Source organism: Streptomyces sp. NPDC048297 (assembly GCF_043201585.1).
Lineage (GTDB): Bacteria > Actinomycetota > Actinomycetes > Streptomycetales > Streptomycetaceae > Streptomyces.
This window is the reverse complement of record NZ_JBICZA010000030.1, coordinates 1-25,993: the sequence shown is the minus strand read 5'-3', so window position 1 is coordinate 25,993 and position 25,993 is coordinate 1. Positions and strand designations below refer to the sequence as shown.

Sequence of the window (25,993 nt, the reverse complement as noted above, 5' to 3'; positions counted from 1 at the left end):
AAGTTTAGGGTTACCAGTGTGCCTGTTCCTTGGACTCTTCCGAACAGGACACTAAGTCGACAAGTGGCGCCCGTTCAACGAACACGCCGAACCTCCCGTTTTTCTTTTCACCCTATGTGATCAGCCGTAGCAGTGCCCAACCAGGGTGCTGGCCTGCGCTGATGTGCGTCAACTCGCCGCTGACGCAGGGGCGGTGGGAACGCTGACGTCGAAGTGCCGTGCGCCGGGAGCTGCTTTCATGAGAGCGGTGAGGGCCAGCGCCTTGGCCCGGCCGTCCTCGCTGCTCCCCCACGCCACCGTGCGGCCGTCGGCCAGCCTCAGCGAGATGGCGTCGTAGGAACGGACTTGGACACTCCGGGTGTCCTTCGCCACCGGGGCCGGCACATCGCCCGCGACCTTGACGGCCTCGCGCACCAGCCGGTCGGTCCCGAAGCGCCGGAGACTGGCGGCGCCCGAACCCGACCGCGACGCGGTCAATTCCAGTGCCGGCACGCTTTTCGGCGCCCGGGAAACCGTAGCGAAACGGACACCGTTCTTGTCGACTTCGACAAAGTTCCCGGCTTTTCGGACAAGGAGGACCGGAGTGCGCTCGGTCACTTTCAGGCCGATCGCATGGGGCCAGGACCGGACGACATCAACGGTGTCAATTCGGGGCAATTTCTGGCGAAGTCGGGCTTCGATCGCGTCGGTGTCCACGGAGACCAGCGGTGCCCCGAGCGGCACGGAGGCGGCCGAGCGCACCTCGTCCGGGGTCAGCACCTCGGTGCCGGAGACCGGGACGCGCTCCACGCGCAGCCACTCACTGCCGTACAACACCCAGGTGGTACCGGCGCCGAGAAGGACGAGGGCCACGGCCAGGACGACGACCGTACGACGGTGCGGCCGCCTCAACCCGCGGGCGGGCGGCGGGCCGGACGACTCCTGCTGGCGTTCACCGCGCTCGGCGGTCGTCGGTCCGGCCACGCTTACTACCCTTTCGTCATACGGTCCTAACGGCGCGAGGCGATCGCCTCGTACACCATGCCGACGAGCAGCTCGTCGGCGTCCCGGCGGCCGAACTCGCTTGCCGCGCGGGACATCTCGTACAGCCGGTGCGGGTCGGCGAGCACGGGCAGCACGTTCTGCTGGACCCACTCGGGCGTGAGTTCCGCGTCGTCGACAAGGAGTCCACCGCCCGCCTTGACCACCGGCTGGGCGTTCAGCCGCTGTTCGCCGTTGCCGATGGGCAGCGGGACGTAGGCGGCCGGCAGTCCGACGGCGGAGAGTTCGGCGACGGTCATCGCGCCCGCGCGGCAGAGCATCATGTCGGCAGCGGCGTACGCGAGGTCCATCCGGTCCAGGTAACTTACCGGGATGTAGGGGGGCATGCCCGGCATCTGGTGGACCTGCGGCAGTTCGTTCTTCGGGCCGACCGCGTGCAGGATCTGGATGCCTGCCTGCTGGAGCCAGGGCGCGACCTGCTGGACGACCTCGTTGAGCCGGCGGGCGCCCTGCGAGCCGCCGGTGACGAGCAGCGTGGGCAGGTTCGGGTCGAGGCCGAACATGTGGCGGGCCTCGGGGCGGGCCGCGGCGCGGTCCAGGGTGGCGATGGAGCGGCGCAGCGGGATGCCGATGTAGCGCGCGTCGCGCAGCTTGCTGTCCGGGGTGGAGACGGCGACCCGGGCCGCGTACCGCGAGCCGATCTTGTTGGCCAGACCGGGGCGGGCGTTGGCCTCGTGGATCACGATGGGCACCCCGAGGCGCTTGGCCGCGAGGTAGCCGGGCAGGGCGACGTAGCCGCCGAAGCCGACCACGCAGTCGGCCTTGGTGCGCTCCAGGACCTGCTCTGCGGCCTTGATCGTGCCGCGCAGCCGGCCCGGGACGGTGATCAGCTCGGGCGTGGGCTTGCGGGGCAGCGGGACCGCCGGGATCAGCGCCAGCTCATAGCCGCGCTCCGGGACGAGCCTGGTCTCCAGGCCGCGCTCCGTGCCCAGGGCCGTGATCCCCACGGTCGGATCCTGCCTGCGCAGGGCGTCCGCGAGGGCGAGCGCGGGCTCGATGTGGCCCGCGGTACCCCCGCCGGCGAGTACGACATGCACCGAAATTCACCGCTCTCCGGACGGGCGCGCCACCGAGGCGCGCCGTCGCATCGTGTTCCATCTCCGGGACCCCGAAGGTCCCCCGGCACCCCGCTTTCTACCAAAGCGAGGTTGCCGCATCGCAAGCGCCGCCCGCGCAGCGGGCTCGTCGCGTGCGAAGGCGATCAGCAGCCCGATGGCGAACATGGTCGGCAGCAGGGCGGACCCTCCGTAGGAGAACAGCGGGAGCGGGACACCGGCGATCGGCAACAGGCCGAGCACCGCACCGATGTTGATCACCGCCTGGGCGGTGATCCAGGTGGTCACGCCTCCCGCGGCGTACCTCACGAAGGGGTCCTCCGTGCATCCGGCCACGCGGATACCCGCATAGCCTAGAGCCGCGAACAGGGCGAGCACCGACAGCGTCCCCGCGAGACCCAGTTCCTCACCGGTGACCGCGAAGATGAAGTCGGTGTGGGCTTCCGGGAGTTGGCCCCATTTTTCCACACTCGCACCGAGTCCGGATCCGAAGAGTCCGCCGGAGGCGAGGGCGTAGATCCCGTGCACGGCCTGCCAGCAGTCGGCGACGCCGGACTGAGGTTCGGTGGCGCCGATGCAGGCGAGCCGGGCCATCCGGTTGGGGCTGGTCTTGATGAGGATCACACCGATCGCGCCCGCGATCGACAGCACGGCGACGAAGAGCCGGGTGGGCGCTCCCGCGAGCCACAGCAGGCCGAACAGGATCGCGGTGAGGATGATCGCGGTGCCCATGTCGCCGCCGAGCATGATCAGCCCGAGCAGCAGGAAGGCGACCGGGACGAGCGGCACCAGCATGTGCTTCCACTGGGTCAGCAGCTTCTTCTCCTGCTTGCGCGCGATCAGGTCCGCGCCCCACAGGACCAGGGCGAGCTTGCCGAACTCGCTGGGCTGGATCTGGAAGGAGCCGCCGAGGGAGATCCAGTTCTGGTTGCCGTTGACCGACATCCCTATCCCGGGCACCTGCACCAGGGCCATCAGGAAGACCGCGCCGGCCAGGATCGGGTAGGCCAGCGCCCGGTGCAGCTTCACCGGCATGCGGGCGGCGGCGAACATCAGGGCGCCGCCGATGAGCGCGGCGAGGAACTGCTTGCGGAAGAAGTACGAACCGGGCAGTGACAGCTGCAGCGCGGTGATCTGGGAGGCCGAGTAGACCATCACCAGGCCCAGCACGGTGATGAGCAGGCTGCCGCCGAGGATCAGGTAGTAGGCGGTCAGCGGGCGGTCCCAGGCCTTGTGCGCGCGGGTGTGGAGCCGCCACAGGGGGGCGACGAGCCTGCGCAGGGGGGTGTCGCGCGGCGGGCGGGGGGTCACTGGGCGGCGGGCCGCCCGCTGCACGGGCGGCCCGCCGGTACGGCTACCGGGCATCAGCGCCTCCACTGAACGTCGGCCGTCCCACGCGTCCCTCCCAAGATCCGCCCGGCGGGCGGCCGGGGTCAGGCGCCGAGTTCGCGGACCGCCGCCGCGAACGCGTCACCGCGCTGGTTGTAGTTGGTGAACATGTCCATCGAGGCACAGGCCGGGGCCAGGAGCACCGTGTCGCCGGGCCGCGCGAGCTTCTTCGCCTCCGTCACCGCCTGGAGCATCGCCCCAGTGTCGGTCCGGTCGAGGTCGACGACGGGTACTTCCGGGGCGTGTCGCGCGAGGGCCTCGCGGATCAGCGCGCGGTCGGCGCCGATCAGGACCGCCCCGCGAAGCCGCTTCGCCGACGCGGCGACCAGCTCGTCGAAGACGGCGCCCTTCGCCAGACCGCCCGCAATCCATACGATCGACTCATATGCCGCCAACGAGGCTTCCGCGGCATGGGTGTTGGTGGCCTTGGAGTCGTCCACGTAGGCCACCTCGTCGATGTCCGCGACGTGGGCGATGCGGTGGGCGTCGGGCCTAAAGGCCCGCAGACCGTCACGGACGGCCGTGGCGGGCACCCCGAAGGAACGCGCGAGGGCCGCCGCGGCAAGGGCGTTGGCGATGTTGTGCGGTGCCGGCGGGTTGACGTCGCCGACCTCGGCCAGCTCCTGCGCGTTCTTGTGCCGGTTCTCCACGAAGGCGCGGTCGACCAGGATGCCGTCCACGACGCCGAGTTGGGAGGGCGCGGGGGCGCCGAGCGTGAACCCGACGGCCCTGCAGCCCTCTTCGACGTCGGCCTCGCGCACCAGGTCCTCGGTGCGCTTGTCGGCCACGTTGTAGACGCAGGCGACCCGATTTCCTTCGTAGATACGGCCCTTGTCGGCGGCGTACGCCTCCATGGAGCCGTGCCAGTCGAGGTGGTCCGGGGCGAGGTTCAGCACGGCGCCGGAGTGGGCGCGCAGGGAGGGCGCCCAGTGGAGCTGGTAGCTGGACAGCTCGACGGCGAGGACGTCGTACTCCGTGTCGCCGAGGACCGCGTCCAGCACCGAGACGCCGATGTTGCCGACGGCGGCCGTCCTGAGGCCCGCGGCCTTCAGGATGGACGCCAGCATCTGGACGGTGGTGGTCTTGCCGTTGGTACCGGTCACGGCCAGCCAGGGGGCCGCGTCCGGGCCGCGCAGGCGCCAGGCCAGCTCGACGTCGCCCCAGATCGGCACGCCCGCCTCGGCCGCCGCCGTGAACAGCGGCTTGTCCGGCTTCCAGCCGGGCGCGGTGACGATCAGCTCGGTGCCCTCGGGAAGCGTCGCCCCGTCGCCGAGGCGCACGGTGATGCCGAGCGCCTCCAGCTCCGCGGCCTGCTCACGCGCGCGTGCGTCGTCGCCGTCGTTGACGACCGTGACGATCGCCCCGCGCGCGTGCAGCACCTTGGCCGCCGGGACGCCGGAGACGCCGAGCCCGGCGACGGTGACGTGCTTGCCCTGGAATCCGGAGGACTCGGAAGGCACCGAGGAGGTCACTTGTCCGCTGCCCATCCTGCGTAGAAGAGGCCCAGTCCGACGATCACACAGATTCCCTGGATGATCCAGAAGCGGACCACGACCAGGACTTCGGACCAGCCCTTGAGTTCGAAGTGGTGCTGGAGTGGTGCCATCCGGAAGACACGCTTCCCGGTGAGCCGGAACGAGCCTACCTGGATGACGACCGACATGGTGATGAGGACGAACAGGCCGCCCATGATGGCCACCAGCAGCTCCGTGCGGGAGAGGATGGCCAGGCCCGTGAGGACACCACCGAGCGCGAGCGAACCGGTGTCGCCCATGAAGATCTTCGCCGGCGAGGTGTTCCACCACAGGAAGCCCAGGCAGGCACCCATCAGGGCGGAGGCGACCACGGCGAGGTCCAGCGGGTCGCGCACCTCGTAGCAGGCGGCCGGGTTGGTCAGGGTGCCCGCGTTGGCGCAGGACTCCTGGAACTGCCAGACGCCGATGAACGTGTAGGCGCCGAAGACGAGGACGGAGGCGCCGGTGGCGAGGCCGTCCAGACCGTCGGTGAGGTTCACGCCGTTCGACATCGCCAGGATCATGAACAGCGCCCAGACGACGAACAGCACCGGGCCGATGGACCAGCCGAAGTCCGTGATGAACGACAGCTTGGTGGAGGCCGGGGTGTTGCCCCGGGCGTCGGCGAACTGCAGCGAGAGCACCGCGAAGCCGATGCCGACGATCAGCTGGCCCGCCATCTTCGCCTTGGCCCGCAGACCCAGCGAACGACGCTTGACGATCTTGATGTAGTCGTCCAGGAAGCCGACCAGGCCCATGCCGAACATCAGGCCGAGGACCAGTAGTCCGGAGTAGGTCGGGGGGTAGCCGGTGATGAGCTTGCTCAGGAAGTACGCGGCGATCGTCGCCAGGATGAAGGCGATACCGCCCATGGTGGGCGTACCGCGCTTGCTGGCGTGCTCGCGCGGGCCGTCGTCACGGATGTACTGGCCGTAGCCCTTGCGGGCCAGCAGCTTGATCAGCAGCGGAGTGCCGATCAGCGTCAGGAAGAGGCCAATGACTCCCGAGAACAGGATCTGCTTCATCATCGGGCGGCAACCTCACCCTCGGCACCGGTCTCGACGAGCGCCTGGGCGACGCCTTCGAGCCCCACCGAACGGGACGCCTTCACGAGGACGACGTCCCCCGGGCGCAACTCGCTGCGCAACAGGTCGACCGCCGCCTGTGCGTCGGACACGTGCACCGACTCCTCACCCCACGAACCCTCGTTATATGCGCCCAGTTGCAGCCAGGAGGCCTCAATCCCCCCGACCGCGACGAGCTTGCTGACGTTGAGCCGGACGGCGAGCCGTCCGACGGCGTCGTGCTCGGCGAGCGCCTCGTCCCCCAGCTCGGCCATCTTGCCGAGCACCGCCCACGTGCGGCGCCCCTTGCCCATGGCCGCGAGCGCCCGCAGGGCGGCCCGCATGGACTCGGGGTTTGCGTTGTAGGCGTCGTTGACGATGGTCACGCCGTCCGGGCGCTCCGTAACCTCCATGCGCCAGCGGGAGAGGGATCCCGCCCCGGAGAGCGCGGTGGCGATCTCGGCTGCGGACATGCCCAGCTCATGAGCGACGGCGGCCGCGGCGAGCGCGTTCGACACGTGGTGCTCACCGTACAGGCGCATGGTCACATCGCTTGCACCGGAGGGTGTGTGAAGCCTGAAGCAGGGCTGTCCGCTGTCCGTGAGTCGCACGTTCTCGGCGCGTACGTCCGCTTCGGCCGACTCTCCGAAAAGGACCACCTTCGCCTTGGTACGGGAGGCCATCTCGCGCACCAGCGGGTCGTCCGCGTTCAGGATCGCCGCTCCGCCGTCCTGCGCCGCGGGCAGCGACTCGACCAGCTCCCCCTTCGCCTGGGCGATCTGCTCCCGGCCGCCGAACTCGCCGATGTGGGCGCTGCCGACGTTGAGGACCAGCCCGACCTTCGGCGGGGTGAGGCCGGCGAGGTAGCGGATGTGGCCGATGCCACGGGCGCCCATCTCCAGCACGAGGAACTTCGTCTCCTCGGTGGCGGACAGGGCCGTCAGCGGCAGCCCGATCTCGTTGTTGAGCGAGCCGGGCGTGAACACGGTCGGCGCCTTGCTCCGCAGCACCTGGGCAATGAGGTCCTTGGTGCTGGTCTTGCCGGCCGAGCCGGTCAGCGCGACGAGGGTCGCACCGAGCCGCTGGACGACATGGCGGGCGAGGGCGCCGAGGGCGGCCTGGACGTCCTCGACGACGATCGCGGGCACGCCGACGGGGCGCGACGCCAGTACGGCGACCGCGCCCGCCTCCACGACGGCCGCCGCGTAGTCGTGGCCGTCCACCCGCTCGCCGACGAAGGCGGCGAACAGGCTGCCGGGAACCACCTCTCGGGAGTCCCGGACGACCGGTCCCGTGACGTTCACGGACGGATCCGGTATGTCGTGTGTCTGCCCGCCGATGACAGCTGCGATCTCGGCGAGGGAGAGGGCGATCACAAGTTCATCCCTGGGTCTGCTGGATAGCTTCGCGAAGCACCTGGCGGTCGTCGAAGGGACGGACCACGCCGGCGATGTCCTGGCCCTGCTCGTGGCCCTTTCCGGCGACCAGCACGGTGTCGCCTGGTCCCGCGCGGCCCACGGCTGCCGCGATGGCGGCGGCCCGGTCCTCGAAGAGGAGCACCTCGCCGCGCTCGTGCGCGGGCACGGAGGCCGCGCCCTGGAGCATGGCCGCGAGGATCGCGAGGGGGTCTTCGGAGCGGGGGTTGTCGGAGGTCAGTACGGCCGTGTCGGAGAGCCGGGCCACGGCGGCGCCCATCGGGGCGCGCTTGGTCGTGTCCCGGTCGCCGCCGCAGCCGAGGACGACGTGCAGGTGGCCCTTGGTGACCTTGCGCAGCGCCTTGAGCACCGACTCGACCGCGTCGGTCTTGTGCGCGTAGTCGACGACCGCGAGGTAGGGCTGCCCGGCGTCCACACGCTCCAGACGGCCCGGGACGCCCGGGACGGCGGCGATGCCGTCGGCGGCCTCCTGCGGGTCGAGGCCGGCCGCGGCGAGGGCGACGAGGGCGGCGAGGGTGTTCGCCACGTTGAAGGGGCCGGGCAGCGGCGACCTGGCCCGCACCCGCTCGCCGCCGGGGCCGACGGCGGTGAACGTCGAGCCCATGGGGCCGATCTCCACGTCCTCGGCGCGCCAGTCGGCGTCGGGGTGCCCCTCGGCGGAGAAGGTGACGAGCGGGACGGTCGCCTCCTTCGCGAGCCTGCGGCCGTACTCGTCGTCGGCGTTGAGCACGCCGAACCTGCTGCGCTCCGGCGTGAACAGCGCCGCCTTGGCCCGGTAGTAGTCCTCCATGTCGGAGTGGAACTCCATGTGTTCCGGGCTGAGGTTGGTGAAGACGGCGATGTCGAAGACGCAGCCGTCGACCCGGCCGAGGACCAGGGCGTGGCTGGAGACCTCCATGGCGACCGCCTCGACGCCGCGCTCGCGCATGACGGCGAACAGGGCCTGCAGGTCGGTGGCTTCGGGGGTGGTGCGCTCGGACTTGATGCGCTCCTCGCCGATGCGCATCTCGACGGTGCCGATGAGACCGGTGGCGCGGGTGGTCTTCAGGCCGCCCTCCACCAGGTAGGCGGTGGTGGTCTTGCCCGAGGTGCCGGTGATGCCGATCTGGAGCAGGTCCCGGCCGGGGCGGCCGTAGATCGTCGCCGCCAGTTCACCCATCCGCGCGCGCGGGTCGTCGACGACCAGGACCGGCAGCCCGGTCGCGGCGGCGCGCTCGGCGCCGGTCGGGTCGGTGAGCACGGCCGCCGCGCCGAGGCCGGCGGCCTGGGTGACGAAGTCGGCGCCGTGCAGGCGGGCGCCCGGGAGGGCGGCGTACAGGTCACCGGGGCGGACGGCGCGCGAGTCGTGGGTGATTCCCGTGACCTCGGCGGGGCTCTGAGGCGCGTCGGCACCCAGCTGATCGGCCAGTTCCGCAAGGGGTGTGGCGGAGGTCTGAACCGGTCGCGGCGGCCCCGGATATGTCACGGAAGCGCCCTTCTGGGTGATGGGGGACTGATCAGCGTGTGGCACGGCGGTGAGCGTACCGGGCGCACCCGGTGCGGGGCGAAAAGAGGGGCTCGGGGCGCCCTGGTTCCCGGGTTTCGGGGTGATCGTTGTCACGAGTTCGTTCCTGGGTCTTTCCGGGGAGCTGATCAGGGCTGGCATCAGGGCTTGTAGTCGACGGGCAGGTTCGCGGGCTTCGCGCCGGTCGGCGGTACCTGGAGGGTCTTCAGGGCGAACTCCATCACCTGCTTGTAGATCGGGCCGCAGATCTGGCCGCCGTAGTAGTTGCCGGACGTGGCGTTCTGGATGGCGCAGTAGACGGTGACACGGGGGTTGTCCGCGGGGGCGAATCCGGCGAACGACGAGGTGTAGCCGTGGTACCGGCCGGTGGCCGGATCCACACGGTTGGCCGTGCCGGTCTTGCCCGCGACCCGGTAGCCGGGGATGCGGGCCTTGATGCCGGTGCCCTGCTCGTCGTCCACGACGGACTCCAGCATCTGGGCGAGGCTCCGGGCCGTCTTCTCACTGACCACGCGGGTCTTCTTCGGCTGCTGCGCGGGCGTGAAGCGGCCGTCGGCGCCCTCGGTGCCGCGCACCAGCGTCGGCTCGACGCGGACGCCGCCGTTGGCGATCGTCGAGTACACGGAGGCGGCCTGCATGGCGTTGATGGAGAAGCCCTGGCCGAAAGGGATCGTGTACTGCTGCGACGTGGACCACTTCGCGGCGGGCGCGAGGATGCCCGGGGTCTCGCCGGGGAAGCCGAGCCCGGTGTAGCCGCCGATGCCGAACTTGCGCAGGTAGGCGTAGAGGACCTGGTTGGCCTCGGGCTGGATCTTGCCGAGCTGGCCGGTGGCGAGGATCGTGCCGATGTTGCTGGACCTGGCGAGCACGCCGTTGAGGGTGAGGTTCCAGGTGATGTGGTCGACGTCGTCCTGGAAGAGCCGGTCGCCGCGGTGCAGCCGGTTCGGTACGACGACATGGGTGAGCGGGGTGGCGGCGTTCTCCTCCAGCACGGCCGCCATCGACATGACCTTGGCGGTGGAGCCGGGCTCGTACGCGTCCTGCAGGGCCGCGTTGCCCATGGCCTCGGAGCGGGCCTTCGTCAGGTCGTTCGGGTCGAAGCCGGGCGAGTTGGCCATGGCCAGGATCTGGCCGGTGCGGGTGTCCTGGACGATGACGTAGCCGCGGTCCGCCCGGGACTTCTTCACCTGCTGGGTGATGGCGTTCTGCGCGGCCCACTGGATGTCGCGGTCGATGGTCAGCTCGACGTCCGAGCCGGACACGGCGGGCGTCTCGGTCGAGCCCGCGGTGGGCACCTCACGGCCGCCCGACTGGGCGTAGCGGATCTTGCCGTCCTTGCCGGCCAGCAGCTTGTTCAGCGACTGCTCGATGCCGCCGCCGCCCTTGCCCTCGGCGTTGACCCAGCCCAGGACTCCGGCGGCGAGGTCGCCGCCCGGGTACACGCGCTGGCTGCTGGGGTCGGCGAAGACGCCGGCGAGGACGTTGACGGCGGTGCGGTCGGTCTCGGCCTTCTTGGCGAGCGCGGCCTTCAGGTCCTTGATCTGCTTCCAGACCTGCGGGGTCTGCCGGGAGGCGAGCTTGGCGTAGCGCGACTCCTTGTTCTTCGGCCGGAGCTCGGCGACGATCGCGGCCTGGTCCTGGCCGAGGATCGGGGCGAGCAGCGCGGCGGCCTGCTCGGGTCCGTCGTCGACCTTCAGCTGCTCGCGGGCGAACATCATGGGGTCGGCCGTGATGTCGTAGGCGTCCTCGCTGACGGCGAGGGCCACTCCGTTGCGGTCGGTGATGCCGCCGCGTTCGGCGGCGAGGGTGTGCACGACGTAGCGGTTCTGTTCGGCCTTCGCGGTGTACGTGCTCGCGTCCACGGCCTGGACCTGGAGCAGCCGGACGACGAAGGCGATCAGGACCAGCGTGAACGCCAGGCTGACCATGCGCAGGCGGGGCCGGGGGCTGCCGAGCCGGAGGACGGGCGGGGCCGCGGGCCGGGCACCGGCCGGGCGGCGCACCGGACGCGCGCTGCCCGGACCCGGTCGGCGGCGCGCGTCGCCCCGCGGGCGCGGGGCCCCTCCCCGGTCCGGACTCCGCTGCGCACTTCGCTCCGAGCCCCGTTCAGAGCCCCGCTCCGAGTTCCTTTCCGGACCTCGTTCCGCACCCCGTTCCGGGCGGCGCCGGGCGTTCGGGGACGGCTGGGCGGGCCGTGGCACGCGGCGGCGCGGCGGTTCCCTGTCGGACACTTCCGTCACCTGCCGGGGGTCTGGGTGGGGGCGGTCTGGAGGGTAGACAGCGGAGGCGCGGCCGCGCCAGGCGCGGTGGCCGGCGCCGAGAGCGCGGGCGTGGAGGTGGAGGTGGCGGCCGTTCCCGCGGAGGGCGCGGACGAGGCGGACCCGGCGGCCGGCGCGGACGACGCGCCCGGGGAGTACGGGGCCGACGGACCCGACGGGGCGAGCGAGACCGTCGAGGGATTCGTGGCGGGGCTCGCGCCCGGGGTCATGGCCTCGGGGGCGAGCGGCCCGGTGAGCCTGGCGGACCTTGGAGCCGCGCTCGGTACGCCCTTGACGGTGCCGCCGGGGCCGAGGAAGGCGGGGTCGCCGCCGGGGACCATGCCGAGTTCGCGGGCGCGCCGCTGGAGGGCGTCGGGGGACGAGAAGGCGTCGATGTCCCGCTGGAGGGCCTGCTCCTCGTCGGTGAGGCTCTTCGTCCGTTTCTGCAGGTCGTCGAGCTGGAACGAGCCTTCGCTGAGCGCGGAGTTCAGCACCAGCAGTCCGATGAGGCCCCCGCCGAGGAGCAGGACGACAAGGAGCACGAACGGGGTGCGGGCCGCCTGGGCGCGTCCTGCCGGGAAGAGCCGGGCGAGCCGGGCCGCCCTCCCCCTCAGTTCGGGTTTCCTAGTCACTGGCCCTCCGGGGAGTCTCGCCGGCCCTCCGAAGCGTGCGAGAGGCCCCCGGGCGGGTCCCGGCGGCCCCTGCGCGGGTCCCGGCAACCCCCGAGCGGGTCTCGGCAGCCCCTGCGCGGGTCTCGGCAGCCCCCGAGCGGGCCTCAGCAACCCCCGAGCGGGCCTCAGCAACCCCCGAACGGGTCCCAGCAACCCCCTGACGGGCCTCAGCAACCCCCGAACGGGCCTCAGCAACCCCCGAGCGGATCCCAGCAACCCCCGGACGGGCCTCAGCCGCCCCCAAGCGGGTCTCAGCAGCCCCTGCGCGGGTCCCAGCAACCCCCGAGCGGGCCCCAGCCGCCCCCCAGAAGGTTTCAGCGGCCCCCGGGAGGATCCGGAGGCGCGGCCCACCCCGCTCGCTCACTCGGCGTCCTCCCTGATCCGCTCGGCGCCGCGCAGCCTGGCCGGGGCGGCCCGGCGGTTCTCGGCGATCTCTTCCTCGGTGGGAAGTTCGGCACCGCGCGTGAGCAGCTTGAGCCGGGGCTGGTACCGCTCGGGCACGACGGGCAGTCCGGGCGGGGCGGTGTTCGCGGCGCCGGCGGCGAAGACCTGCTTCACCAGCCGGTCCTCGAGCGAGTGGTACGACAGCACGGCGATCCGGCCGCCGACGTCGATGGCCTTCACGGCCGCCGGGATCGCCCGCTCCAGGACGGACAGTTCGCCGTTCACCTCGATGCGCAGCGCCTGGAAGGTGCGCTTGGCCGGGTTGCCGCCGGTGCGCTTGGCGGCCTGCGGCAGGGAGTCCCGGATCAGCTCGACGAGCCGCGCGCTGTTGCTGAACGGCTCCTTCTCGCGCTCGCGGACGATGGCCGAGACGATGCGCTTGGCCTGCTTCTCCTCGCCGTACGCGCGCAGGATCCGCACCAGTTCGCCGGCCGGGTAGGTGTTGAGGACCTCGGCCGCGCTGATCCCGGCCGTCTGGTCCATGCGCATGTCCAGGGGGGCGTCCTGGGCGTAGGCGAAGCCGCGGTCGGCCTCGTCCAGCTGCATGGAGGAGACCCCGAGGTCGAACAGGACGCCCTGCACGCGCGGGATGCCGAGCCGGTCCAGCACCTCGGGCAGTTCGTCGTAGACGGCGTGCACGAGGGTGGCGCGGTCGCCGAAGGGGGCGAGCCGCTCGCCCGAGAGGCGCAGCGCCTCCTTGTCCCGGTCGAGGGCGACGAGCCGTGCCTCGGGGAACTGGGTCAGCAGCGCCTCGCTGTGTCCGCCGAGGCCGAGGGTGCAGTCGACGACCACCGCTCCCGGGCGCCGCAGGGCGGGCGCCAGCAGGTCCAGACACCGCTGGAGCATCACCGGGACGTGTCGACTCTGGCTCAAGGGGGCCTCTCAGTACAGAGCGGGCCGTACGCACCGCCGGGTCCCCGTCCGCTCTGTGACCCGAAGGCCTGCCGGCGCCGGAAGCGTCAGCCGACCGGGAGTGGGAGGAGGCCGAGCCGTACGTACGCGCCGCGCACGCGGGGAGACGGTCCGGGCGGGTGCCGGGGTCTCCGGGGATTTCACCAGCAGGGAGAGCCACGCCTCCCGCTTCGCGTCACTTTAGTCCACCGTGTCTCGCGGTCAATCAACCGGCCTGCGCGTCGCGTACCGCATCCCGGCCGGAGCCGCAATTCGAAGGGATTCACCCGTCCGGATCAGGTTTGCCCTTCGTGTGGGTTACCTCACAACAAGCCATGATGACGTTCTTTGTCCACTCTCACAGCAGGCCGAGCGCGAAGGTGACCAGTAACGTCGTCACCATGACGACTTCCGCAGCAGCTCCCACTGGTTCCGAAGGCGCCATAACGCGCGGCGGCACCGTGACCGACCGACTGGTCGAGGCCAACGAGCGGTATGCCGCCGCCTTCACCGACCCCGGCATGGACGCTCGCCCCGTCCTGCACGTCGCCGTCGTGGCCTGTATGGACGCCCGGCTCGACCTGCACGCCGCACTCGGCCTCGACCTGGGTGACTGTCACACCATCCGTAACGCGGGCGGCGTCGTCACCGACGACGTGATCCGCTCCCTGACCATCAGCCAGCGGGCGCTCGGCACCCGCAGCGTGGTGCTGATCCACCACACCGGGTGCGGTCTGGAGTCCCTCACCGAGGAATTCCGGCACGAGCTGGAGATGGAGGTCGGCCAGCGCCCCGCGTGGGCGGTGGAGTCCTTCCGGGACGTCGACCAGGACGTACGGCAGTCCATGCAGCGCGTGCGCACCTCGCCGTTCCTGCTGCACACCGACGACGTGCGCGGCTTCGTCTTCGACGTCCGCGACGGTCTGCTCCGCGAGATCGACCCTTCCTGAACCTCCGTCGGCCCACCCCGGCACAGGCAAAGCACAGGCTAGGCACAGACACGTCGCACCGTCTCGCCGAATCCCCGTATCGAAAATGCAGTCGATAAGACCGTAAGACCGACATCCTGCGGGCAGTTGTCCACAGGCGAGTGACACGAATCGGTAACGGCGGCAAGAATGCGGGGTGTGCGGTGTCGCGCGGAACTTTTTCCGCGCGGTGCCCGTGTTTCGGGGTGGGCCGGTTTCGCGTCACAGCGCGTCGGCCCGAGCAATAACGGGCCGAGGAGGGCCGGGTGACGACCTATGACGATCGTGCGAGCCTCACTGAACTGACCGGCACGGCGGAGCGCATCCGCGGGTCGGTGGAGGGCGTGATCGAGGGCAAGCCCGAGGTCGTACGGCTCGCGCTGACCGTACTGCTCGCCGAGGGACACCTGTTGATCGAGGATGTCCCCGGAGTGGGCAAGACGATGCTCGCCAAGGCGCTGGCGAAGTCCATCGACTGCTCGGTGCGGCGCATCCAGTTCACGCCCGACCTGCTGCCTTCGGACATCACCGGTGTGTCCATCTGGGACCAGCAGCGCCGGGACTTCGAGTTCAAGCCGGGCGCCATCTTCGCGCAGATCGTGATCGGCGACGAGATCAACCGCGCCTCGCCGAAAACGCAGTCCGCACTGCTGGAGTCCCTGGAGGAGCGGCAGGTCACCATCGACGGGCAGACCTACGAACTGCCCAGCCCGTTCATGGTGGTGGCCACCCAGAACCCGGTCGAGATGGAGGGCACCTACCCGCTGCCCGAGGCCCAGCGCGACCGCTTCATGGCCCGGGTCTCCGTCGGCTACCCGAGTGTGGAGGCCGAGCTGCAGATGCTCGACGTCCACGGCGGGGTCAGCCCGCTGGAGGACCTCCAGCCGGTGGCGCACGCGCACGAGATCGTGAAGCTGATCGAGGCGGTGCGCGGGGTGCACGTCTCGGAGGCGGTCCGGCGGTACGCGGTCCAGCTGGTCTCGGCCACCCGTGACCACCCCGACCTCAGACTCGGCGCCTCCCCGCGCGCGACGCTGCACCTGCTGCGCGCGGCCAAGGCCACGGCCGCCCTCGGCGGCCGGGAGTACGCGCTGCCGGACGACATCCAGGCACTCGCCGTCGGGGTCCTCGCCCACCGGCTGCTGCCCACCGCCCAGGCCCAGCTCAACCGCCGCACGGCCGAGCAGGTCGTGCTGGAGATCCTGCAGCGCACCCCGGTGCCCCAGGCCCCGCAGCAGCACAGCGGCCTGGGCGGGCACGGCTCGGGCGGGCTCGGCCGGGGCGGTCCGGCCTATCCCCAGCAGCCGCCGCGGGGTCGGTGATGAGCGCCGGGGGGACGGGCGAGCCGGCGGCCGACCGGGGCGAGGCGGGCGGTGTCCGTACCGCGCTGGCCGGGCTGACCACCCGCGGCCGTTCCTTCCTGGCGGCCGGGATCGCCGCGGCCGTCTGCGCGTACGTCCTGGGCCAGAGCGACCTGCTGCGGGTCGGCCTGCTGCTCGCCGTGCTGCCCCTGCTCTGCGCCGCCGTGCTCTACCGCACCCGCTACCAGGTGGCCGGCAGCCGCCGGCTCTCCCCCGCGCGCGTGCCCGCCGGCAGCGAGGCCCGGGTCCATCTGCGGATGGACAACGTCTCCCGGCTGCCCACCGGACTGCTGATGCTCCAGGACCGGGTGCCCTACGTCCTCGGGCCGCGGCCCCGCTTCGTGCTGGACCGGGTCGAGCCGGGCGGCAGCCGCGAGGTGTCCTACCGGGTCCGTTCGGACCTGCGCGGCCGCTATCCGCTCGGCCCGCTCCAGCTGCGGCTGAGCGACCCGTTCGGGATGTGCGAACTGACCCGCTCCTTCTCGGCGCACGACACCCTGACGGTCGTCCCGCGCGTGCATCCGCTGTCCCCGGTCCGCTTCAGCGGCGAGGCCAAGGGCTACGGCGACGGGCGGCAGCGCTCGCTCGCCCTGGCCGGCGAGGACGACGTGATCCCGCGCGGCTACCGGCACGGCGACGACCTGCGCCGGGTCCACTGGCGGTCCACGGCGCGCTACGGCGAGCTGATGGTGCGCCGCGAGGAGCAGCCCCGCCGCTCCCGCTGCACGGTACTGCTGGACACCCGGGGCATCGCCTACGAGGGCGCGGGCCCCGACTCCGCCTTCGAGTGGGCCGTCTCCGGCACCGCCTCGGTCCTGGTGCACATGCTCGAACGCGGCTTCTCGGTGCGCCTGCTGACGGACAGTGGCAGCTCGGTGCCCGGCGAGGGATCCGACGGGTTCGCGGGCTCGGGCCCGGAGACCGCGGACGCGGCCGGACTGATGATGGACACCCTCGCGGTGATCGACCACTCCGACGGCACGGGCCTGTCCCGCGCCTACGACGTGCTGCGCGGCGGGAACGAGGGGCTGCTGGTCGCCTTCCTGGGCGACCTCGACGAGGAACAGGCCGCCGGGGTGGCCAAGATGCGCCAGCGCAGCGGCGGTGCGGTCGCCTTCGTCCTGGATCCCGGCGTCTGGACGCGGGAGGCGGCCGACGTGCCGCCCGCGGGCGACCCGTACGAGGAGCGGCTGCGCATGCTGCGCGAGGCCGGCTGGACGGTGGTCGGCGTGCCGCGCGGCGCCTCGCCGGACGAGCTGTGGCGGCAGGCGGACCGGGAGCGTTCGGGTCTGGCCGCGCTGGGCGGGGAGGCACGGGGAGACACGGGGATGAGCGGAAAGGCTCCGCGGTGAGCGGGCGGGCACGACTGGCGCTGTGCGCCGCCGCGGCGACGCTGATGGCCTCGTGCGCCCTGCTGCCCCTGGTCGCCCAGCCCACCTGGCTGGTCCAGGCGGTCCTGCTGGTGGCCGTCCAGACGGGCGTGGGCGCGGCGGCCCGGCGGGTGCCGCTGGCACGGCCGCTGACCGTGGCGGCCCAGGCCCTGGTCACGCTGATGCTGCTGACACTGGTCTTCGCCCGGGAGCAGGCCGTCGTCGGGCTGCTCCCCGGCCCGGACGCGCTGCGGTACTTCGGCGACCTGCTGCACCAGGGCTCGGACGACGTCAGCCGGTACGCCATACCGGCACCGCTCACCGACGGCATCAAACTGCTGCTGATCGGCGGTGTCCTGGTCATCCATCTGCTGGTCGACACCATCGCGGTGACCTTCCGCAGCGCGGCCCCGGCCGGGCTGCCGCTGCTGGCGCTGTACTCGGTGGCCGCGGGGCTGGCCGACGGCGCCGCCGACTGGCTGTGGTTCCTGGTCGCGGCGGCCGGCTATCTGATGCTGCTGCTCGCCGAGGGCCGGGACCGGCTGGCGCGGTGGGGCCGTGTCTTCGGCGGCGCGCCCCTCGCCCCGGGCGCCCGGGAGGGCGGTGCGGTGGCGCCGGTGCGCACCGGACGCCGGATCGGCGCGGTCGCCCTCGGTGTCGCGCTGATGGTGCCGCTCGCCCTGCCCGCGATGCAGGGCGGCCTGCTGGAGAAGACGGGGACGGGCATCGGTCCGGGCGACGGCCCCGGCAGCGGACCCTCCGCGGTCAACCTCCTGGTGTCGTTGCGCGACAGCCTGAACGTGGAGAACGACCGGCAGGTGCTGAACCTGCGGACCACGGCGACCGACCTGTCGGGCATGTACATGCGGATCGTCTCCCTGGACGACTTCGACGGCACCACCTGGAAGGCGTCCCGGCGCCCCGTCGTCGACGTGCCGGACGTCCTCCCCACGCCCGCGGGCCTCGGCGCGGACGTCCGGCGCACCGTCGTGAGCACGACGATCACGGCGGCCGACTGGTACGCGCAGGCCTGGCTGCCGATGCCGTACCCGCCGGCCGACGTGCGGATCGGCGGCAGCTGGCGGTACGAGCCCGTCGGGATGACGCTCGTGGGTGACCGCGGCCAGGACACGCGTGGCCGGCGCTACGTGGTCGCCAGCCTGGACGTGCAGCCCAGTGCGGAGCAACTGGCCGCGGCACCGGAGCCGTCGGCGGCCCTGCGGCGCGAGTACACCAAGGTGCCGTCCGGCCTGCCCGCGGTGGTGGCCCGCACCGCCAGGGAGGTCACCTCCGGTTCGGCGAACCACTACGAGGAGGCGGTCAAGCTCCAGGACTACTTCGCCGTCGACGGCGGCTTCCAGTACGACACCCAGGTCAAGGTGGGCACCGGCCCCGACGCCATCGCGACGTTCCTGGAGAAGAAGCAGGGCTTCTGCGTCCACTTCTCGTTCGCGATGGCCGCGATGGCCCGCACGCTGGGCATCCCGGCCCGGGTCGCGGTGGGTTTCGCGCCCGGCACCCCGCAGGGGGACGGTTCGGTGTCGGTGAGCCTGAAGGACGCCCACGCCTGGCCCGAGCTGTACTTCGAGGGCGTGGGCTGGACCCGCTTCGAGCCGACGCCGACCCGCGGCACCGCTCCGGCGTACACCCAGCAGGACACGCCCGGCAACGCGCAGCCGGACGAGACGCTGCCGTCCCACGGCTCGAACGCGACGTCCTCGGCGGAGCCCTCCGCGAGCGACGACTGCACGAGCCGGATGCGCCGGCTGGACATGTGCGCCAGCCCGTCCGCGGCACCGGTGGCGCACAGCGGCGGTGGTACGCCGGGCGGATTGTGGGCCCTGCTGATCGGGCTCGGGGCGCTGGTCGTCCTCGCCGTCCCGCTGTCGCCGATGCTGTGGCGGGCCAGGGTGCGATCCGTGCGCCTCGGCGGACACGACCGGACCGAGGAGGGTGCGGCGGCGCACACGCTGGCGGCCTGGCTGGAGCTGACCGACAGCGCCTGGGACGTGGGCATCGTGCCGGACGAGTCGCAGACGCCGCGCAGGGCGGCGGAGCGGATCGTCGATCTCGGGCATCTCGATGCGGCGTCCGGGGCCGTGGTGCACCGGGTGGCCCAGGCGCTGGAGCAGGTGCTGTACGCGCCCCGGCCGCGTCCGGTGGCGGGTCTGGCGGGGGACGTGCGCCAGGTGATCGCCGCGCTGAACGCCTCGGTGAGCCGGCGGGCCCGGCTGCGTGCGCTGTTCGCACCGCGCTCGGCGGTACGGGCACTGTGGGCGGTGTCGGCCCGGTGGGCGGCCCTCAGAACCCGCGTCGCGGGGGCCCGGCCGACTCTGCGAAGGCCATCGGGCAGGCCGTCGCGCCAGCGGGGCTGAGCCGCGCGCGACCGTACGCATGAGGGGTGACCACCGGCCGGTGGTCACCCCTCATGGGTGTCTGATGTCCCTCACGGGTGTCTGATGTCGTTCGGGTGGGCGCGGAGCGGCGGGCGCTCAGCGCCCCTGTTCGTCCCGGCGGCGCTGCCAGCGCTGCTCGATCCGGTCCATCATCGAACGCTTCTGCCGTACCTGCCCGCGGGCGGGGCCGCCGGCGGGCTGTTCACCTGGCTTGGGCGCCTTGCGCCAGCCCGTGACGGCGAGTACGGCACAGCCGAGCATGACCAGGAAGCCGACCACACTGACCCAGATCTGCTGCAGGGCCATACCGGTCATGAGGAGCGCGATACCGACAAGGAAACCCGCGGCCGCCTGGTAGACCCGCCGCCGGGTGTACGTCCGCAGCCCGTTTCCCTCAAGCGCTGACGCGAACTTCGGATCTTCGGCGTACAGCGCTCGCTCCATTTGCTCGAGCATGCGCTGCTCGTGCTCCGAGAGCGGCACGGAGTCCTCCTCATCGTGCAGTCGCCGGGGCGACCCGGGGGGTCCCTTCAGGATAGGCAGGGAATCGCCCCCGTGAAACCCGCCCCTCTACGCCAATTGGCCAACCGGAATCCGTCATGACGGTCCCGGCTCGCTGAGGCTTCCATTCCCCGGCGGCCGACCCGTCATGCCGGGTGGTGTACCTCGATCATACGGCGCAAACCCCTCGTTCGGGGGGCTTGTGGCGTACTCCATCTGCTGCCAAGCCCCTGATCAGCGGCGGGTCTCGGGGGCCCCTCAGGCCTGTGCGGCACCCCGCGTCTCACCGAGCACATGGATCTGGGTGGCGACGGAGTGGAACGCCGGCAGCTCGGCCGCGGCGGCCTCCAGCTTCAGCAGGGCGTCGAGGGCGCCCGGCTCGGTGTCCACCAGGACGCCGGGCACGAGGTCGGCGAAGACCCGCACGCCGTGGACGGCGCCGGCCGTCAGGCCCGCGCCCTCGACCAGCGCGGTGAGCTGCCCGGCGGTGAAGCGGTGCGGGACCGGGTCACCGGCGCCCCAGCGGCCGTCGGGGTCCTCCAATGCCTGCTTGGCCTCGGTGAAGTGGCCGGCGAGGGCGCGGGCGAGCACGGCACCGCCGAGTCCGGCGGCGAGCAGGCTGAGCACGCCCTCGGAGCGCAGCGCGGCGACCACGTTGCGCACGCCCTCGGCGGGGTCGTCGAGGTACTCCAGGACGCCGTGGCACAGCACGACGTCGTAGCCGCCGCGCTCGACCACGTCGAACAGGCCGTGGGCGTCGCCCTGGACGCCCTTGACCCGGTCGGCCACGCCGGCCTCGGCGGCGCGGCGCTCCAGCGCGAACAGCGCGTTCGGGCTGGGGTCGACGACGGTGACGCGGTGGCCGAGACCGGCGACGGGCACGGCGAAGTTGCCGCTGCCGCCGCCGGTGTCGAGGACGTCCAGCGACTCCCGGCCCGTGGCCTTGACCCGGCGGTCGAGGGCGTCCTGGAGGACCTCCCAGACCACGGCGGTGCGGAGCGAGGCACGCGGACGAGGGTCGGAGCGCAGCGACGCCGTATGCGGGTGCTGGTGGGCGACGGGCGGGCGCATCGGGTCCGACACGACAGTTGACTCCTCGGCGCGGCACCGCCTGTTGCCCGGCGGCGCGAACGGGGTGCCTCCCCGGCCCGGAACCGGGAGACGAGGAGGCTGCAGGCGTCTCCACCCTATTGCCTCTGCCGCCGTACCTGGTCACCGCGCCGGTGCGGGAACCGATGCGTCTCGCACGGCGGACGGGTCAACCCGCGTCCGGGAGCGCGTCGCGGGCTCTCGGGCCGTCCGGCCCGGCTGCGTCTCTGGTGCCGCCAGTGCCACTAGTACCGCCGGTGCTGCCGGCGCCGCCAGTGCTGCCGGTGTCCTGGCGGGGCTGGGGCAGTACGGGCTGGAGCACCAGCATCCGCTCGACGAGGCGGAGGAACATCGAGGCGTCGCGTATCAGGTCGTCGGCGTCCCGCCGGCCGGCGGCGCCCGGGATGCCCGCCTCGGCGCGGGCCCGGCGGGCGGCGCCGGAGGCGAACAGGGCGCTCCATTCGGTCAGTTCGGGTGCGATCTCGGGGAGTACCTCCCAGGCGCTGCGGATGCGGGCCCGGCGGCGCGGCGAGGTCTCGGGGCGGCCACGGGCGGCGAGCACGGCGGCGGCGGTGCGCAGGGCGGCCAGGTGGGCCGTCGCATAGCGCTCGTTGGGTGTTTCCAGGACGGCGGCCTCGTCCAGTCCGGCGCGGGCCTGGGCGAGCAGGTCGAGGGCTGCGGGCGGGGCCGTGGCCCGGCGGAGCACGGGGTGCACATCGCTCGCCGGGCCGGTCAGTGAGGGGGCAGGGCCGGTGGCGCGGTGCCGGCGTGCGGCGGCTGCGGAGGGGTTGGCCATGACGAACCTCCTGTCGTCTGGGTGACGGCACGGGTGCCGTATGTGCCCATCGTGAGGTATGCCACTGACAATCCGTTCTGACCTGGGCTTTTGCATCGATCGACAGTTCGGGCATATTTTTGTACTGACCAGTCAGTTCAAATAGGGGAGGGGCGGGGCGATGAACGGCGTGGACGTGACGGCGACAGGCCTCGGGCTCAAGGGGCCGCGGGGGTGGGCCTTCCGCGACGTCTCCTTCGAGGCGGAGCCCGGCGCGCTGATCGCGATCGAGGGACCGTCCGGCTCCGGCCGCACGTGTCTGCTGCTCGCACTCACCGGACGGATGAAGCCCACCGAAGGCACCGCCGCCGTGGGCGAGTTCCGGCTCCCCCGGCAGATGGCGGCCGTGCGCCGGATCGGCGCCGTGGCCAACGTGCCCGGCGTGACCGACCTGGAGCCGGCCCTGACCGTCGGCGAGCACCTGCGCGAGCGGGCCCTGCTGCAGCGCCGGTTCGGCGACTCGCTGCGCGAGGTGCTGCGGCCGGGCACCGACCGCGTGTACGACGCACGGCTGCGCGCCGACGCGGCACTGGCCGCCGCCGGACTCGACGTGGAGACGCTCCCCAAGGGATCCCGCACGGCCGTGCGGGACCTGGAGCGGCTGGAGGCGCTGCGCCTGGCCATCGCCCTGGCCCTCGTCGGCCGGCCCCGGCTGCTCGCGGTCGACGACACCGATCTGTTGCTCTCGGACGCCGAACGCGCCGAGGTCTGGGACCTGCTGCGGTCGCTCACGCGCGCGGGGACGACGGTCGTGGCGGTGTGCCGTACCGCCCCCGAGGACTGCGTCACCGTCCGCACGGGACCCGCCGACGACCGGACCACCGGCCAACCCACCGGCCACACCACCCACCACCCCACTGACCAGTCCGCCGACCACCCCACCGGCCAACCCGCCGGCCAGGACGAGGACCAGGATCAGGACCAGGACCGGAAGGAGAAGGCCGATGCGCTCGCCCCGGCTCGCCGCCCTTGAGCTGAAGCGGTTCGGGCGGGGCAGGGTGCCGCGCGCCGCCCTGGTCGCGCTGCTCGTGCTGCCCCTGCTCTACGGCGCCCTGTACCTGTGGTCCTTCTGGGACCCGTACGGCCGCCTGGACCGCATCCCGGTCGCCCTGGTGAACGACGACAAGGGGGCGACCGCCGACGGGAAGAAGGTCACGGCCGGCGACGACATCGTCGCCGGGCTGCGCGACAGCCGGACCTTCGAGTGGCACGAGGTGAGCGACGCCGAGGCCCGCCGGGGCGTCGAGGACGGCACCTACTACCTGTCGCTGACGATGCCCGCCGACTTCAGCGCGCGCATCGCCTCCAGTTCGGGCGACTCCCCGCGGACCGGCGCGCTCCAGGTGCGTACGAACGACGCGAACAACTACATCGTGGGCCAGATCTCGCGGACGGTCTTCAGCGAGGTCCGTTCGGCCGCGTCCACCAAGGCGTCCCGCACGTTCCTGGACAAGATCTTCGTCTCCTTCTCCTCCATCCACGACAAGACGGTCACGGCCGCCAAGGGGGCCGACCGGCTCAAGGGCGGCATCGGCAAGGCGGAGAAGGGCTCCAAGGACCTCGCCGACGGCCTGAAGGACGCCAAGAAGGGCAGCGGCAAGCTCTCCAAGGGACTGAAGAAGCTCGACAAGGGCGCGGCCGACCTGGAGGACGGCTCGCAACAGGTCGCGGACGGCACGCAGACGCTCGCCGACAGCGTCAACGGCGTCTACGCGAAGGCCGGTCCGTTCCTCAAGGACAACCAGAAGACCATCGGGGACACGGCCCGTCTGGTCGCCGACTCGGCGAAGACGGTCGAGGACAACCTCGACGTGATGGTGAAGCTCGCGCCCGGCGCCGCCAAGACGGCCCACGCCTCCTCCGATGTCCTGACCGAGGTCTACAAGGCCCGCTGCGAGGCCCTGACGATCCCCGACCCGGCCTGCCCGGACCTGAAGCGGGCCAAGCAGGCGGCCGCCGACGTGGCCGCCGTCGCCGACGACCTCGACACCCTGGTCGCCAACCAGAACGGCGACCTCAAGACGATGCGGGACAACCTCGGCACGCTGCAAAAGCAGGCCGACGCCCTCGCCGAGCGCGCGCCGCACCTCCACGAGGACGTGAACGACGCCGTCAAGAAGATCAACAAGCTGAACGACGGCGCGGCGAAGGTCGCCGCCGGCGCGAAGAAGCTGCACGCGGGCCTCGGCACCGCCGACACGGGCGCGGTCAAGCTGGACAAGGGCATCGCCACCGCCGAGTCCGGCGCCCAGACCCTCAACGGCGGCATCTACAAGCTGGTCGACGGCTCCGGGAAGCTGGCCGGCGGTCTGCACGACGGCGCCGCGAAGATCCCCGACTACGACGAGCGGGACCGCGACCGGCGCACCGGCGTCATGTCCGACCCGGTCCAGCTGGCCTCCCACGACCTGCACAAGGCGCCCGACTACGGCACCGGGTTCGCCCCGTACTTCATCCCGCTGTCCCTGTGGGTGGGCGCGATGGTCGCCTACATGCTGATCCCGCCGCTCAACCGGCGCGCCCTGGCGGCCGGTTCGTCCGCCTGGCGGATCGCGCTGGCGGGCTGGCTGCCGGTGGTCGCGGTCGGCGTGCTGCAGACGCTCGCCCTGATGTCCGTCCTGCACTGGGCACTCGGGCTTCAGATGGCTCGGGCGGCCGGCACGGTCGGCTTCCTGTTCCTGGTCACGGCGTGCTTCGCGGCCATCGTGCAGTGGCTGAACGCCCGCTTCGGCGCGGCGGGCCGGATTCTCGTCCTGGCGCTGCTGATGCTCCAGCTGACCTCGGCGGGCGGCACGTATCCGGTGCAGACCAGTCCGGGCTTCTTCAACGCGATCCACCCGTTCCTGCCGATGAGCCACATCGTGGACGCCCTGCGCCGGCTGATCACGGGCGGCGGGCTGGGACCGGTGTGGCAGGCCTGCGCCGTGCTGGCCGCGTTCACCGCGGGTGCCCTCGCCCTCACCGCGCTGGCGGCCCGGCGCCGCCAGGTGTGGACGCTGGACCGGCTGCATCCGGAGCTGAGCCTGTGATCTCCAAGGAGTCCCGGCACGCGCGCGTACCTGTGAGAATCGGGTCCATGGAAAGCAGCAGCGCCACGTCCGGCGGCAGCACGCGCCGTGAGGCCACCCGGCAGAAGCTCTACGAGGCGGCCGTCACGCTCATCGCCGAGCAGGGCTTCTCCGCCACCACGGTGGACGAGATCGCGGAGCGGGCCGGGGTCGCGAAGGGCACGGTCTACTACAACTTCGCGAGCAAGTCGGTCCTCTTCGAGGAGCTGCTGCGGCACGGCGTGGGCCTGCTCACCGCCTCCCTGCGACAGGCGGCCGAGCGGACCGCGACCGAGGGCGGCAGCAAGGTGGACGCGCTGGACGCCATGGTCCGCGCGGGCCTGGTCTTCATCGACCGCTACCCCGCCTTCACCCAGCTGTACGTGGCCGAGCTGTGGCGCACCAACCGCGCCTGGCAGTCGACCCTGATGGTGGTCAGGCAGGAGGCCGTCGCCGTCGTGGAGGGGGTACTGCGCGACGGCGTGGAGGCAGGCGAGTTCAGCGAGGAGATCGACGTCCAGCTGACGGCGGCCGCGCTGGTCGGCATGGTCCTGGTGGCCGCCCTGGACTGGCAGTCCTTCCAGCCGGAGCGCTCCCTCGACGACGTCCACGCGGCCCTGTCCCGGCTGCTCCAGGGACGCGTGAGCGGCAAGGCCTGAACGCCGGGCGGCCGGCAACCGAGCACGCGTCCCGGCATCCGTCCGAGCATGCGTCCTGGCATCCGTCCAAGCCCGCATCGGGCATATGTCCGAGCACGCGTCCGGGCACGAGGAAGGCGCCGGCCCGCTCGCGGACCGGCGCCTTCCTCTTCCCCCGTACCTGCCTCCCGTACGTCCCCCCGTGCTTGCCGTACGTACGGTTCTCCCCCGATGGTCCCCCGTGGTGGTCTGCCCCGGGTCCCCCGTGCCTCGCTTCCGCCGACGGGTCGGCGGAAGGAGCGGCAGGCGGGCGGGCACCGTTCCGCCGCCCCGTGCCGGCGGTGCCGGGCCGCGCCCCCTTGCCGTGTCTCCACTCTCCCGTTCCCGCCGGTACGGGCCCATCCGCGCAGGTACTCATCTCGGCGCCTAGACGAGTCATTCCGATGTGATCAGTGGTCGTAGGCGATCAGGGACCGCATGACCGGCTGCCCAGTCTTGTGGTTGTGCCAGATCGCCGCGGC

General features: G+C 72.1%; 20 protein-coding genes. 7 read left to right on the top strand and 13 right to left on the bottom strand.

What is annotated here, in order from left to right:
• Window positions 1-168: 168 nt before the first annotated feature.
• The 10 genes from ACGFYV_RS28085 to rsmH form a co-directional block, all read right to left on the bottom strand.
• Entirely contained in the window at window positions 169-963 is a 795-nt protein-coding gene (locus tag ACGFYV_RS28085) for a cell division protein FtsQ/DivIB (RefSeq protein WP_393881277.1), read from the bottom strand.
• Window positions 964-989: 26 nt separating this feature from the next.
• A complete protein-coding gene (gene murG / locus ACGFYV_RS28080; RefSeq protein WP_071375415.1) occupies window positions 990-2,078 on the bottom strand; it encodes an undecaprenyldiphospho-muramoylpentapeptide beta-N-acetylglucosaminyltransferase in 1,089 nt (362 codons plus the stop codon).
• 6 nt (window positions 2,079-2,084) lie between these two features.
• Window positions 2,085-3,461 (bottom strand): putative lipid II flippase FtsW, encoded by a 1,377-nt coding sequence (gene ftsW, locus ACGFYV_RS28075; RefSeq protein ID WP_393881276.1) that lies wholly within the window; start codon window positions 3,459-3,461, stop codon window positions 2,085-2,087.
• A 68-nt stretch (window positions 3,462-3,529) separates the two neighbouring features.
• Window positions 3,530-4,972: a UDP-N-acetylmuramoyl-L-alanine--D-glutamate ligase gene (gene murD, locus ACGFYV_RS28070; RefSeq protein ID WP_393881275.1), complete on the bottom strand. Its 1,443-nt coding sequence runs from the start codon at window positions 4,970-4,972 to the stop codon at window positions 3,530-3,532.
• The gene (gene mraY, locus ACGFYV_RS28065; protein WP_393881274.1) at window positions 4,954-6,027 is read right to left on the bottom strand and encodes a phospho-N-acetylmuramoyl-pentapeptide-transferase; all 1,074 of its coding nucleotides are present in this window, start codon (window positions 6,025-6,027) and stop codon (window positions 4,954-4,956) included. Before mraY ends, murD begins: the two co-directional genes overlap by 19 nt.
• Entirely contained in the window at window positions 6,024-7,439 is a 1,416-nt protein-coding gene (gene murF, locus ACGFYV_RS28060) for a UDP-N-acetylmuramoyl-tripeptide--D-alanyl-D-alanine ligase (RefSeq protein WP_393881273.1), read from the bottom strand. The genes mraY and murF overlap by 4 nt, the downstream gene beginning before the upstream one ends.
• A gap of 4 nt (window positions 7,440-7,443) precedes the next feature.
• Window positions 7,444-9,099, bottom strand: coding sequence for a UDP-N-acetylmuramoyl-L-alanyl-D-glutamate--2,6-diaminopimelate ligase (locus ACGFYV_RS28055; protein ID WP_393881272.1), 1,656 nt, complete (start codon window positions 9,097-9,099; stop codon window positions 7,444-7,446).
• Window positions 9,100-9,143: 44 nt separating this feature from the next.
• Window positions 9,144-11,006 (bottom strand): peptidoglycan D,D-transpeptidase FtsI family protein, encoded by a 1,863-nt coding sequence (locus tag ACGFYV_RS28050; protein ID WP_393881271.1) that lies wholly within the window; start codon window positions 11,004-11,006, stop codon window positions 9,144-9,146.
• A 233-nt stretch (window positions 11,007-11,239) separates the two neighbouring features.
• Window positions 11,240-11,893, bottom strand: a complete 654-nt coding sequence (locus tag ACGFYV_RS28045) for a septum formation initiator family protein (RefSeq protein WP_393881270.1) — start codon at window positions 11,891-11,893, stop codon at window positions 11,240-11,242.
• 399 nt (window positions 11,894-12,292) lie between these two features.
• Window positions 12,293-13,249 carry a 16S rRNA (cytosine(1402)-N(4))-methyltransferase RsmH gene (gene rsmH, locus ACGFYV_RS28040; RefSeq protein WP_393881269.1) on the bottom strand — a complete coding sequence of 319 codons (957 nt, stop codon included), beginning with the start codon at window positions 13,247-13,249 and terminating at the stop codon, window positions 12,293-12,295.
• Between the two features lie 419 nt (window positions 13,250-13,668).
• Between rsmH and ACGFYV_RS28035 the strand changes: the two genes are divergently transcribed.
• The 4 genes from ACGFYV_RS28035 to ACGFYV_RS28020 all read left to right on the top strand — a co-directional run bounded on the left by ACGFYV_RS28035 (window position 13,669) and on the right by ACGFYV_RS28020 (window position 19,341).
• On the top strand, window positions 13,669-14,217 hold the full coding sequence (locus ACGFYV_RS28035; protein ID WP_393881268.1) for a beta-class carbonic anhydrase: 549 nt from the start codon (window positions 13,669-13,671) through the stop codon (window positions 14,215-14,217).
• A 284-nt stretch (window positions 14,218-14,501) separates the two neighbouring features.
• Window positions 14,502-15,557: an AAA family ATPase gene (locus ACGFYV_RS28030; RefSeq protein WP_393881267.1), complete on the top strand. Its 1,056-nt coding sequence runs from the start codon at window positions 14,502-14,504 to the stop codon at window positions 15,555-15,557.
• Window positions 15,557-16,948, top strand: a complete 1,392-nt coding sequence (locus ACGFYV_RS28025; RefSeq protein WP_393881266.1) for a DUF58 domain-containing protein — start codon at window positions 15,557-15,559, stop codon at window positions 16,946-16,948. The genes ACGFYV_RS28030 and ACGFYV_RS28025 overlap by 1 nt, the downstream gene beginning before the upstream one ends.
• The gene (locus ACGFYV_RS28020) at window positions 16,945-19,341 is read left to right on the top strand and encodes a DUF3488 and DUF4129 domain-containing transglutaminase family protein (protein WP_393881265.1); all 2,397 of its coding nucleotides are present in this window, start codon (window positions 16,945-16,947) and stop codon (window positions 19,339-19,341) included. The genes ACGFYV_RS28025 and ACGFYV_RS28020 overlap by 4 nt, the downstream gene beginning before the upstream one ends.
• Window positions 19,342-19,458: 117 nt before the next feature.
• On the opposite strand, the gene ACGFYV_RS28015 is transcribed toward ACGFYV_RS28020, so the two are convergent.
• The 3 genes from ACGFYV_RS28015 to ACGFYV_RS28005 form a co-directional block, all read right to left on the bottom strand.
• Window positions 19,459-19,845 carry a DUF3040 domain-containing protein gene (locus ACGFYV_RS28015; protein ID WP_393881264.1) on the bottom strand — a complete coding sequence of 129 codons (387 nt, stop codon included), beginning with the start codon at window positions 19,843-19,845 and terminating at the stop codon, window positions 19,459-19,461.
• 276 nt (window positions 19,846-20,121) lie between these two features.
• Window positions 20,122-20,946 carry a class I SAM-dependent methyltransferase gene (locus ACGFYV_RS28010; RefSeq protein ID WP_393881263.1) on the bottom strand — a complete coding sequence of 275 codons (825 nt, stop codon included), beginning with the start codon at window positions 20,944-20,946 and terminating at the stop codon, window positions 20,122-20,124.
• A 175-nt stretch (window positions 20,947-21,121) separates the two neighbouring features.
• Entirely contained in the window at window positions 21,122-21,748 is a 627-nt protein-coding gene (locus ACGFYV_RS28005; RefSeq protein ID WP_393881262.1) for an SAV_6107 family HEPN domain-containing protein, read from the bottom strand.
• Between the two features lie 160 nt (window positions 21,749-21,908).
• On the opposite strand from ACGFYV_RS28005, the gene ACGFYV_RS28000 reads away from it, so the two are divergent.
• The 3 genes from ACGFYV_RS28000 to ACGFYV_RS27990 are packed head-to-tail and all read left to right on the top strand — an operon-like array spanning window position 21,909 to window position 25,493.
• Window positions 21,909-22,760 carry an ATP-binding cassette domain-containing protein gene (locus ACGFYV_RS28000; RefSeq protein ID WP_393881261.1) on the top strand — a complete coding sequence of 284 codons (852 nt, stop codon included), beginning with the start codon at window positions 21,909-21,911 and terminating at the stop codon, window positions 22,758-22,760.
• Complete coding sequence (locus tag ACGFYV_RS27995) at window positions 22,732-24,816, top strand: YhgE/Pip family protein (protein ID WP_393881260.1); 2,085 nt, start codon at window positions 22,732-22,734, stop codon at window positions 24,814-24,816. The genes ACGFYV_RS28000 and ACGFYV_RS27995 overlap by 29 nt, the downstream gene beginning before the upstream one ends.
• A gap of 47 nt (window positions 24,817-24,863) precedes the next feature.
• Entirely contained in the window at window positions 24,864-25,493 is a 630-nt protein-coding gene (locus ACGFYV_RS27990; RefSeq protein WP_393881259.1) for a TetR/AcrR family transcriptional regulator, read from the top strand.
• The last annotated feature ends 500 nt before the right edge of the window (window positions 25,494-25,993 follow it).

Coding starts and splice junctions, on each gene's coding strand:
- ACGFYV_RS28000 (WP_393881261.1), top strand. CDS start 21,909: ATGAACGGCGTGGACGTGACGGCGACAGGCCTCGGGCTCAAGGGGCCG.
- ACGFYV_RS28025 (WP_393881266.1), top strand. CDS start 15,557: ATGAGCGCCGGGGGGACGGGCGAGCCGGCGGCCGACCGGGGCGAGGCG.
- ACGFYV_RS27990 (WP_393881259.1), top strand. CDS start 24,864: ATGGAAAGCAGCAGCGCCACGTCCGGCGGCAGCACGCGCCGTGAGGCC.
- ftsW (WP_393881276.1), bottom strand. CDS start 3,461: ATGCCCGGTAGCCGTACCGGCGGGCCGCCCGTGCAGCGGGCGGCCCGC.
- mraY (WP_393881274.1), bottom strand. CDS start 6,027: ATGATGAAGCAGATCCTGTTCTCGGGAGTCATTGGCCTCTTCCTGACG.
- ACGFYV_RS27995 (WP_393881260.1), top strand. CDS start 22,732: ATGCGCTCGCCCCGGCTCGCCGCCCTTGAGCTGAAGCGGTTCGGGCGG.
- ACGFYV_RS28005 (WP_393881262.1), bottom strand. CDS start 21,748: ATGGCCAACCCCTCCGCAGCCGCCGCACGCCGGCACCGCGCCACCGGC.
- ACGFYV_RS28035 (WP_393881268.1), top strand. CDS start 13,669: ATGACGACTTCCGCAGCAGCTCCCACTGGTTCCGAAGGCGCCATAACG.
- murD (WP_393881275.1), bottom strand. CDS start 4,972: ATGGGCAGCGGACAAGTGACCTCCTCGGTGCCTTCCGAGTCCTCCGGA.